This is a genomic window from uncultured Psychrobacillus sp., assembly GCF_938022135.1.
GTDB lineage: Bacteria > Bacillota > Bacilli > Bacillales_A > Planococcaceae > Psychrobacillus.
In genome coordinates this window covers 19302-29587 of record NZ_CALIED010000018.1, presented here as the reverse complement: position 1 = coordinate 29587, position 10286 = coordinate 19302, and the positions used below count along the sequence as shown (strand labels likewise).

The 10286-nt window shown below is 37.5% G+C and carries 10 protein-coding genes; 2 read left to right on the top strand and 8 right to left on the bottom strand.

The genetic code is table 11. The annotated features are described in order from the left end of the window. The 6 genes from Q0371_RS04065 to Q0371_RS04040 form a co-directional block, all read right to left on the bottom strand. On the bottom strand, nt 1-707 hold a 707-nt coding region (locus Q0371_RS04065; protein ID WP_298468620.1), incomplete at its 3' end, for an ABC transporter permease. 30 nt (nt 708-737) lie between these two features. Beyond that, nucleotides 738-1700, bottom strand: a complete 963-nt coding sequence (opp4B, locus tag Q0371_RS04060) for an oligopeptide ABC transporter permease (RefSeq protein ID WP_169361208.1) — start codon at nt 1698-1700, stop codon at nt 738-740. Nucleotide 1701: 1 nt separating this feature from the next. Then, a complete protein-coding gene (locus Q0371_RS04055; RefSeq protein ID WP_298468615.1) occupies nt 1702-2649 on the bottom strand; it encodes an ATP-binding cassette domain-containing protein in 948 nt (315 codons plus the stop codon). Then, nucleotides 2630-3658: an ABC transporter ATP-binding protein gene (locus Q0371_RS04050; protein ID WP_169361210.1), complete on the bottom strand. Its 1029-nt coding sequence runs from the start codon at nt 3656-3658 to the stop codon at nt 2630-2632. The genes Q0371_RS04055 and Q0371_RS04050 overlap by 20 nt, the downstream gene beginning before the upstream one ends. A gap of 347 nt (nt 3659-4005) precedes the next feature. Continuing rightward, nucleotides 4006-5244, bottom strand: a complete 1239-nt coding sequence (gene fabF, locus Q0371_RS04045) for a beta-ketoacyl-ACP synthase II (RefSeq protein ID WP_298468610.1) — start codon at nt 5242-5244, stop codon at nt 4006-4008. A gap of 27 nt (nt 5245-5271) precedes the next feature. Continuing rightward, on the bottom strand, nt 5272-6207 hold the full coding sequence (locus Q0371_RS04040; RefSeq protein ID WP_169361212.1) for a beta-ketoacyl-ACP synthase III: 936 nt from the start codon (nt 6205-6207) through the stop codon (nt 5272-5274). A 167-nt stretch (nt 6208-6374) separates the two neighbouring features. On the opposite strand from Q0371_RS04040, the gene Q0371_RS04035 reads away from it, so the two are divergent. Further along, nucleotides 6375-6566: a DUF2929 family protein gene (locus tag Q0371_RS04035; protein ID WP_169361213.1), complete on the top strand. Its 192-nt coding sequence runs from the start codon at nt 6375-6377 to the stop codon at nt 6564-6566. 55 nt (nt 6567-6621) lie between these two features. On the opposite strand, the gene Q0371_RS04030 is transcribed toward Q0371_RS04035, so the two are convergent. Further along, nucleotides 6622-8748 (bottom strand): AAA family ATPase, encoded by a 2127-nt coding sequence (locus tag Q0371_RS04030; protein WP_298468605.1) that lies wholly within the window; start codon nt 8746-8748, stop codon nt 6622-6624. Nucleotides 8749-8889: 141 nt separating this feature from the next. On the opposite strand from Q0371_RS04030, the gene Q0371_RS04025 reads away from it, so the two are divergent. Continuing rightward, complete coding sequence (locus Q0371_RS04025) at nt 8890-9582, top strand: Crp/Fnr family transcriptional regulator (RefSeq protein WP_251556041.1); 693 nt, start codon at nt 8890-8892, stop codon at nt 9580-9582. A 365-nt stretch (nt 9583-9947) separates the two neighbouring features. Here the strand turns inward: Q0371_RS04025 and Q0371_RS04020 are convergent, their stop codons facing one another. Continuing rightward, on the bottom strand, nt 9948-10256 hold the full coding sequence (locus Q0371_RS04020) for a metal-sulfur cluster assembly factor (RefSeq protein WP_169361026.1): 309 nt from the start codon (nt 10254-10256) through the stop codon (nt 9948-9950). Nucleotides 10257-10286: the final 30 nt, after the last annotated feature.

Below are 10286 nucleotides of genomic sequence, written 5' to 3'. Positions count from 1 at the left end.
CCTGTTTCTAAACCTACATTTCCTGCAAAACTTAACGTCAGTTCAACGATTAGAATAGAGCTAAGATTAGGCATAACACCTGTAAAGATAATTCTGCCATTGCCAGTTCCTAATGTTTTAGAGGCATTTATATAATCTCTTCTACTCTCAGTTAATGACTTACTTCTAACCAGTCGGGCCGTTGACACCCATAAAAAAGTACTCATAATAAGAACGAACTCAAATATAGAGTATTTCGGAATAATTGTTACAAACACAATGATGATCATTAAAGTTGGAATAGTGATGAAAAAGTCAATAATTCTCATAAATATATTGTCTATTAAACCACCAAAGTAGCCTGTAATCATACCAATGGCCACACCTACAATACCTGTTATAATTGTCACCGATAATGCTATAGTAATGGAGTTTCTAGCTCCGATGATTAACTGTCCTAAAATGGAACGTCCACCCTGATCAGCTCCCAGAATAAACTTTTCGCCAGGTTCTGAAAATTTGTCTCTTAAACTTACATTCATTAATTCTTCTTGATTGATCATTGCTGCTGAGATATAGATAGCTATTATTCCAATGACTAAACAAAATAGCGAGAACATTGCTAACTTATCTTTTTTAAACTCTCTTACTAGCACTTGAAAACCTGTAGGCGGAGAGCTTTGTGTGTTTTTTTCTAGAATTTCTGTATTAAGTATTTGTTCACTCATCATACTCTCTCCTTAACCTTATATTTTGGGTCAATCTATTCTAATACGTGGATCTACAATGCTCATGATGATATCAGACAATAGACTACCTAATAAAGTTAAGAAGCCAAAAAGCAATACTAAAGCGGTAATAACACTATAATCCCTGGAGGATATAGATTGTATAAACAATTGCCCCATGCCTTGATATCCAAAAATGGTTTCTATAAATATGGAGCCACCTAGTAACCCAGTAATTGTAAACCCTAGAAAAGCTGCAATTGGCAATAATGAGTTTCGAAAAATGTGTCTACTGTATACTTTTTTAATAGGAATTCCCTTACTTCTTGCTGTACGGACATAATCCATCGACTTTGCATCTATAATTTCAGATCTTAGGTACTGAATTACTGCGGTCGTTCCAAGGATTGCATAGGTCATTGCAGGCAATAGCATATGATAAATTCGGTTCCATACATACCCAAGGGTACCTTCCTCGTACTTTATGTCTACCGTACCGGCTGTCGGAAACCATCCAAGATGATAACCGAAAAAGAATAATGCTAGCAAGCCAAGTACGAATGTTGGGATCGCATAGGTCACAAAAGAGTATAGTACGATTGTTTTATCTAGGAATGTATCTTGAAAGCGCCCCGCCAATACTCCTAACGGAATAGCTATTAAGTATAGAAGTACAACGCTGAGCAAGGATAGCCATAGTGTGTTCATCGCCCGAAATCCTATTAAATCCGCAACAGGCATGCTATACGTATAACTCTTACCAAAATCCCCTTGAATTGCATTCGTTATCCAATTGTAGTATTGTACATACCAAGGATCGTAAAATCCTGCTAACACTCTCATTTCTTCTAATCGATTAGGATCGGATTCTGGTGTTATTAGGCCAGTGAATGGGTCTCCAGGCATTTGCTTAGCTAATATAAATATTAGTAGGCTTAAGACAAAAAGTTGTGGAATCATGGCTAAAACTCTTCTCAATATTGTTTTCCACATATTAGATGACCTCCTTGCTTCTAGTGGCCATTGCTACTTGATGAGTAGTTGAGATTGGTACTAAATCCAATACTTTCCCATCCTTATCAAAGTATTTCTGATGATCAGTTACATAATTTTTTTCTACTTCAATTCTTTCTCTTTTTCTTGCTTCTCTACCTTTTGGATTTACGTCAGGTATAGCCGATAGCAATCTCCTTGTATAGATATGTTGAGGATTTGTATAAATATCTTCCCTACTTCCAGTTTCTACAAATTTACCTTTGTACATAATAGAAATTTCATCACACATATGTTTAACTACACCCAAATCGTGGGATATAAATAAGTAACTTAATCCAAATTCTCTTTGTATATCTTTCATAAAATTTAACACTTGGGCTTGAACCGATAAATCTAGTGCTGATACTGGTTCATCTGCAATGATCAATTTAGGATTTGTTGCAATAGCACGAGCAATGCCAATCCTTTGTTTCTGACCGCCTGAAAACTCATGAGGATACTTTACCTTGACATCCTCGCTCATTCCCACTATTTCTAACAGTTCATTAATTTTTCTTTTTTCTTCGGTAGGAGACAGTTTCAAAAAGTTTCTAATAGGTTCTGCTATAATATCTTGAACTCGTTTTCTAGGATTTAAACTTGAATGGGCGTCTTGAAATATCATTTGAATATCTCGATTATAGGAAGAAGATGGACTACGACGGCTATTTGTAACATCCTGTCCTTCGTATATGATTTGTCCAGATGTTATTTTTTCAAGTCCAATAATAGATTTACCAGTAGTAGACTTTCCACAGCCAGATTCTCCTACCAATCCATACGTTTTCCCTTTTTCAATTTCTATCGAGATTCCATCTACTGCATGCACACGATCAACAACTGTATTAAAAAATCCACCCCTGATAGGATAATGAACATGTAAGTCCTTAATTTGCATAAAACTCATTGGTTACTTCCCCTTTCTCACCCTCAAAATGAAAATGCTGCCAACATGTGCATCTGACAAGGTGTCCTGGAGAAACTTCATGCAATACTGGATTTTTTTCATGTGTCTCTTCACTGATCCAAGGGATTCTGGCAGAAAATCTACATCCTTCTCGAGGTAATTTGGCTAAAGAAGGTACAATTCCTTGAATAACTTCAAGCCTATCATTCTCACTATTCATCTGTGGTATAGAGTTAAATAATGAACGAGTATAAGGGTGTAACGGATTAGAAAATAGTTCCTCTACAGGAGCCTCTTCAATAATTTGTCCTGCGTACATTACTGCAACCCGGTCTGCTACTTCAGCTACTACGCCTAAGTCATGTGTTATTAATATAATTCCCGAACCTGTTTCTTTTTGTAAGTCAATAAGTAAGTCCAATATTTGAGCTTGAATGGTTACGTCCAATGCAGTAGTTGGTTCATCTGCAATGATTACTTTAGGCTTACAAGAGATTGCAATCGCAATGATAACCCGCTGTCTCATCCCTCCAGACAATTGATGTGGGAATTGTTTTGCAGTTCGCTCTGGATTTGGGATACCTACTTGTTTTAATAACTCTAATACTCTTTTTTTTCTTTCAGACTTACTCAGCTTTGTATGAAAGGCAAGGCTTTCTTCAATTTGGTCTTGAATCTTCATCAACGGGTTTAATGCAGATAAGGGATCTTGGAAAATCATCCCTATTTCTTCTCCTCGAACAGCATTAAAGTTTTCATCATTCAATTTAGCAAGATTGATACCATTGTATATAATTTCGCCTTCCACTCTTGTTTTGTTGTGGTCATGTAACCCAATAATGGACGTTGCTAAAGTAGATTTCCCACAACCTGATTCTCCTACGATTGCCAGAATTTCATTTCTCTTTAGCGAAATGGATACCCCATCCACGGCATCATAATATGTATCTTTTATTCTGAATCCGGTATGTAAATTGTTTATGGTTAATAGCTGTTCTGAGTTGTTCAAACTAATTCTCCTCTCACGCAACTTTATGTTCGGTCTGATTTTTTCCAAATAATTAAAGATTAAAACTTTTCTGTTATTTGATTCCTTTTGTAAAGTCTATTACAGGATGATTACAAGCGCAATATAAATTTTTTATATATTTTGTTTATTTAATATATTCTGAACCATACAAAATTATTATAAACATTGGAATATCAAGGTTTTAATTAGGCTAAATAATGGAAAATTGTTATGAAAATAAATTAAATATACACTTATTTCTTAATACTTTTTAATATATATTTGTTCTAAAAGAACTATAATATACAAAAAAATCCACGCTCACAAGAACGTGGATTTTTTGTTGTTTATTTGATTTTTTTAAATAATATACTTGCATTATGACCACCAAAACCTAATGAATTACTCATGGCATAGTCAATTTCTTCTTTTCTTGCCTCATTTGGAACATAGTCTAAATCACATAACGGATCAGGCGTTTCCAGATTTGTGGTAGGCGGTAAGATGCCTTCATGGAGAGCTAATACACTGAATATTGCCTCTACCCCTCCTGCCGCACCGAGCAAGTGACCAGTCATAGATTTAGTGGAACTCATAGCCAAATTGTACGCATGCTCACCAAATACGGATTTTACAGCCATTGTTTCAAACTGATCATTATAAGGCGTACTAGTTCCGTGCGCATTAATATAATCGATCTTCTCCGGAGACACTCCTGCATCGTCTAATGCTTGCTTCATCGCTCTAGCTGCCCCTTCTCCTTCTGGAGCTGGTGCAGTAATATGGTGGGCATCTCCTGTAGAACCATAACCTATTATTTCTGCATAGATTTTAGCACCACGAGCAACAGCGTGCTCATATTCTTCTAATATAAGAATTCCAGCTCCTTCACCAATAACAAATCCGTCTCGATTAGCATCAAAAGGTTTCGATGCGGTATTAGGATCTGTATTTAAAGAAAGTGCAGTATTGGAGCAGAAACCAGCTACAGACATATGAGTAATCGGAGACTCTGCTCCGCCGGTAATCATCACATCTGCATCTCCTCGCTCGATCACTTTAAAAGCATCCCCTATAGAGTTAGTGCCAGATGCACAAGCCGTTACCGTACATGAATTAATCGCCTTTGCCCCAAAATGAATTGACACCTGACCTGCAGCCATGTCAGGAATCATCATTGGCACGAAGAATGGACTTACGCGTCTCGTTCCTTTTTCTAAAAATACTCGGAACTGATTCTCGTATGTCTCCATTCCACCAATACCTGAACCAATCCAAACGCCTGTACGTAGACCTAGCTCTTCTGTGATTGTTAAATTGGCGTCCTCAACTGCCATAATTGCAGAAGCTAAAGCATAGTGAGTAAAACGATCCATTTTTCTTGCATCTTTCTTTTCAATATACTTCTCTATGTCAAAATCTTTTACCTCTGCGGCCACTTTCGCTGGAAACAAAGAAGCGTCAAGTCTTGTTAACATTCCGACACCTGATTTACCTTCCTTAATACCAGCCCAAGTAGTTTCTACATCATTACCTAGTGGTGTTACGGCACCTAATCCTGTTACTACAACCCTACGTTTCGTCATGTATGTCCGTCCCTTCGACAAATTAAATTATTTTCCCCATTTAAGCGCTATTGCTCCCCAAGTCAAGCCTCCACCAAAACCTACCATTACAATAATATCATCATCTTTCACTTTTCCATTTTTTACTTCTTCTTTTAATGCTAGTGGAATAGACGAAGATGAGGTATTCCCATATTTGTGTATAGTTTTGGCCATTTTTTCAGCAGGCAACTCCAGTCGTTCTCTAGATGCCTCCATAATACGAATATTTGCTTGATGAGGGATTAACAAATCAATATCTGTTTTTTGTAATCCTGCTTTTTCGATAACGTTAATAGCAGATTCGCCCATTTGACGAACCGCAAATTTAAATACCTCTCTTCCATTCATCGTAATGTAAGGTCCGTCCTGCAATAAATACTTTCCTCCACTACCATTGGCTCCAAGCTCAAAGGACAATATGCCTCTGCCCTCAGAGACTTCTCCAATTACTACAGCCCCTGCTCCGTCTCCAAAGAGGACAGCAGTATTTCGATCTTCCCAGTCTGTAATTTTAGACAGCTTTTCCACACCAATTACTAACACATGAGAATACGTTTTAGATTCTACAAATTGCTTTGCAGTAACGACACCATACATAAACCCTGCGCATGCAGCGGATATATCCATTGCTGCTGCATTAGTAGCCCCTAATTGCTCCTGAAGCATCGTGGAGACACTAGGAAAAGGACGATCCGGAGTTACTGTTGCTACCAAAATTAGTCCTATTTGTTCCGGAGAAATTCCTGCATCCGCTATTGCTTCCTTGGCTGCCTTGACAGCCATATGTGAACTTTCTTCTCCAGGAGCAGCTATTCGACGCTCCTCTATACCAGTCATTGTTTTTATCCATTCATCCGATGTATCTATTCTTTTTTCAAGGTCTTCATTCGTTAAAATCTTCTCAGGTGCATAAGTTCCTAAACCTATAATTCCTGCATTCATGAAATTCCTCTTTTCTTGTAATCTATTATTAGTACCTGGTATTAATAATAGCGAATATATGAACATTTTTCAACATAGTTGTTGGATGTTAAGAATAATTCTTTTGTATAGGACAACCCTATGTTATGATAGCTATAGATAAATTAATTTTTTTGAGGTGAAATTATATGCAATATGTTATGACAGTAATTTGGACACTTATCTTGGTTACGATGTTAAATTATGTAGTAGGTTCAGTTAATGGCGTAGAAGAATTTAACTTTTTCCATGGTTTATATATGGCTATCCCAGCAGCTATTATAATTATACTAATTACTAAAGTAATTCCGGATGAGCCTGTAGAAGCTAAACATCATTAATAAAAAAAACTCCCTTCAAAAGGGAGTTTTTTTATTTGATAGCTGTATAGCGATACTATTTCACCATTAGCTGGCCATCCTCCAGGCTCGCTACAATTGTGCTACCAGGCAGGACGTTCCCTCCAATTAGCATTTTTGCAACTGCTGTTTCTAGATATCGTTGGATAAATCTTCTGAGCGGTCTTGCGCCATAAGCAGCATCAGTTCCCTCTTCCACGATCCACGTATAGACATCTTCCTCGACCTCTAAAGTAACTTCCTGTTCTAGCAGACGATTTTGCAGTTGTTTTACATACTTTTTCGCTATCATTTCAAAGTGATGAGTCGTTAAGGAATGGAACATAATAATGTCATCCATACGGTTTAATAGCTCAGGCTTGAAGTGTGCACGAAGAGCGGTCATTACCAGTTCCTCGTCCGTTTCTGACACTTGTCCGGTTGTATTGGATAAGTATTGGGAGCCTATATTGGAAGTTAAAATGACAACTGTATTTGTAAAGTTGACGATTCTCCCCTGACTATCGGTTATCCTTCCATCATCCATTAGCTGTAACAAAATATTAGCAACATCTGGATGAGCCTTTTCTATTTCATCTAACAGCACTACTGAATATGGATTTCTTCGCACAGCCTCTGTTAACTGACCGCCTTCCTCATAGCCTATATATCCAGGTGGTGCGCCGACTAATCGAGATACGCTATGCTTTTCCATATATTCCGACATGTCTATACGAATGAAGTGTTCCTCTGAGTCAAACAGGTTAGCAGCTAAAGATTTAGCAAGCTCTGTTTTTCCTACACCAGTCGGTCCTAAAAATAAAAACGAACCAATTGGTTTATTCGGGTCTTTTATACCTGCACGTGCACGCCAAACAGCCTCTGTCACTAATTGTACTGCCTGATCTTGACCAACTACACGTTCTCCCAATGTCTCTTTAAGGCGAAGAAGTTTTTCTCTTTCTCCTTCTACCAGCTTAGTTACTGGGATGCCAGTCCATCTTGAAATAATATGAGCAATTTCATCTGCAGTGACTTCTTCTCGAAGTAAACGTGAATCATAATCATTGTTTATCTCATCTTCATATGATTGAAGTTCCTTTTCTAAAGGTGGTATTTTACCATGACGTAGCTCTGCTGCTTTATTTAAATCGTATTTATTTTCTGCTTCCTCTAGCTCTCTGCGATAGCGGTCTAACAGCTCTCTCTTTTTTTGAACTACTTGAATGGACTCTTTTTCTGATTCCCATTTTTTACGCATATCTGCTGAGGACTTGTCTAACTCCTCTAACTCCTGACGCAATTGTTCTAATCGCTTTTTGCTAGCTGAATCCTTTTCTTTCATCAGCGCTTGCTCCTCAATTTGGAGCTGCATCATTCTTCTAGTTACTTCGTCCAGCTCTTGAGGCATTGAATCTATTTCCGTACGGATCATGGCACATGCTTCATCTATTAAGTCTATTGCCTTGTCAGGAAGAAAACGTTCTGTAATATAGCGGTTGGAAAGCTGAGATGCTGCTACAATTGCTCGATCGTGTATACGTACACCATGATGTAATTCAAAGCGTTCCTTTAAACCACGAAGGATGGATACTGTATCCTCTACAGAGGGTTCTCTTACTAATACTTGCTGAAAACGGCGCTCTAACGCAGGATCCTTTTCAATATACATACGATATTCATCAAGAGTAGTCGCTCCAATACAATGCAATTCTCCTCGTGCGAGCATTGGCTTTAACATATTCCCCGCATCCATGGTACCATCTGATTTCCCAGCACCAACTATAGTGTGGATCTCATCAATAAATAAAATGATTTTTCCTTCACTCTCTTTGATTTGCTTGAGTACTGCTTGAAGTCTCTCCTCAAATTCTCCACGATACTTTGCTCCTGCAATTAGCGAGCTCATATCTAATTCGAAAATCTCTTTATCCTTCAAACCCTCTGGTACATCTTTTTTTACAATTCTTTGTGCCAGTCCCTCTACAATAGCGGTTTTACCAACCCCTGGTTCTCCGATCAGTACAGGATTATTTTTAGTTTTTCTTGATAAAATACGAATGACATTTCGAATTTCCTGATCTCTACCGATAACCGGGTCCATTTTGCCGTCTTTTACTGCATTTACTAAATTACGTCCGTACGTTTCTAAAGGACTTTTTTGATCTTGTTGGTTCATTTGCATATTAACAGCTCCATTTCACAAAACTTTGACCTTTATTGACTATTATAAATATAAATCCTTGTAGCATAATTTGTAAAGTATTAAGCTTTATGTAACGGAATATATGCTATATTTATAGGTACATATAAAGGTGGTGTTGAGGTGGATCATACTTTAGTATCCCCAGATATTAGTTTATTATTTAAACAATACGGTTCTATTATAAAATTAGAGAAGGATCGTTCGGTTTATATAGAAGGCGAACTAGCACAAGACGTATATTTTATTGTAAGCGGCTCTATTGCGATAAATAAAGATACAGAGGGCGGCAAATTACTCACTTTAAGAATAGTAGGCCCCGAAAACTGTATAGGTGAATCTGGTGTTTTCGCAGATAATACTCATCATAGTTTTTCTGCTCTTACGTTGGAGACTACACAGCTATTAGTGCTACCAAAAAATAAATTAGAAAAATTTCTTGTTAATTCTACTCAGTTAATGGTGGAATGGACAAAATATATACAGCTTATTTACTTAAAAAACCAGACAAGGTTTCGTGATTTGATGCTTTATGGTAAAAAAGGCGCTCTATATTCTACTTTAATACGCTTGTGTAACACGTATGGTGAACCATTATCTGATGGTAGGATTAAAATTAATTTTTCACTTACTAATCAGGAAATAGCTAACCTTTGCTCGATGAGTAGGGAAGTAGTTAATCGAATGTTAAATGATATGAAAAGTGAGGGTCTAATTTCGTTTCATAAAGGTATTATTACAATTAACGATTTAGAGTTATTAAGAAGAGAAAACCAGTGCGAAAGCTGTCCTCTTTGCGTTTGTCGGATAGATTAATTAGAGTAAGTGAACGATTGTCGTTCATTTACTCGCTTATATATCGGTGTTTTGTGACGGGCGCTTTTCGCGTGCACGACTCAAGCCTTCTCCCTCGCTATACTCAGTTCGGGTGCTTCCAATCGCCACTCACAATAGCGTAAGTGGCAAGTCCTCTCCAAGGCAATCGTGCTGTGGTGAAATTTCATACTTATCCCGCTGGAATTGCCCCTACAAATCAAACCCTAAGCAGCTATAGAAAAACAGCTCTTATAATTCAAGAAAAAACGCATATAATCAAACAAGGCACCTCCTGTTCGACTTGAACAGAAGATGCCTTGTTTTGTTTTAAACGTCCTCTTTTATAATTAGAGGAGTCTTAATAATTATCGAATACCTAATGCAATTTTTGCATATCGAGACATATTGTCTTTTGACCATGGTGGGTTCCAGACAATATTAACCTCAGTGTCTTTAACTTCAGGTAGCTCAGCTAGTGCTGTTTTAACCTGATCTACTATCATTGGACCCATCGGGCAACCTATAGAAGTTAGTGTCATCGTAACTGTTGCTTGTCCCTCATCAGTTAGATCCACATCATATACTAAACCTAAATTGACAATATCTACGCCTAGCTCTGGGTCAATAACATTTTCCAGGGCAGCCATCATACTATCTTTCATATCTTGATCCATACTAATACCTCCTTACATCTTTCATTCATC

What these genes read in the sequence shown, in the direction of transcription:
- Q0371_RS04035 (WP_169361213.1), top strand. Translation starts at nt 6,375, where the DNA reads ATGCAATATGTTATGACAGTAATTTGGACACTTATCTTGGTTACGATG.
- Q0371_RS04020 (WP_169361026.1), bottom strand. Translation starts at nt 10,256, where the DNA reads ATGGATCAAGATATGAAAGATAGTATGATGGCTGCCCTGGAAAATGTT.
- opp4B (WP_169361208.1), bottom strand. Translation starts at nt 1,700, where the DNA reads ATGTGGAAAACAATATTGAGAAGAGTTTTAGCCATGATTCCACAACTT.
- Q0371_RS04040 (WP_169361212.1), bottom strand. Translation starts at nt 6,207, where the DNA reads ATGAATGCAGGAATTATAGGTTTAGGAACTTATGCACCTGAGAAGATT.
- Q0371_RS04055 (WP_298468615.1), bottom strand. Translation starts at nt 2,649, where the DNA reads ATGAGTTTTATGCAAATTAAGGACTTACATGTTCATTATCCTATCAGG.
- Q0371_RS04030 (WP_298468605.1), bottom strand. Translation starts at nt 8,748, where the DNA reads ATGCAAATGAACCAACAAGATCAAAAAAGTCCTTTAGAAACGTACGGA.
- fabF (WP_298468610.1), bottom strand. Translation starts at nt 5,244, where the DNA reads ATGACGAAACGTAGGGTTGTAGTAACAGGATTAGGTGCCGTAACACCA.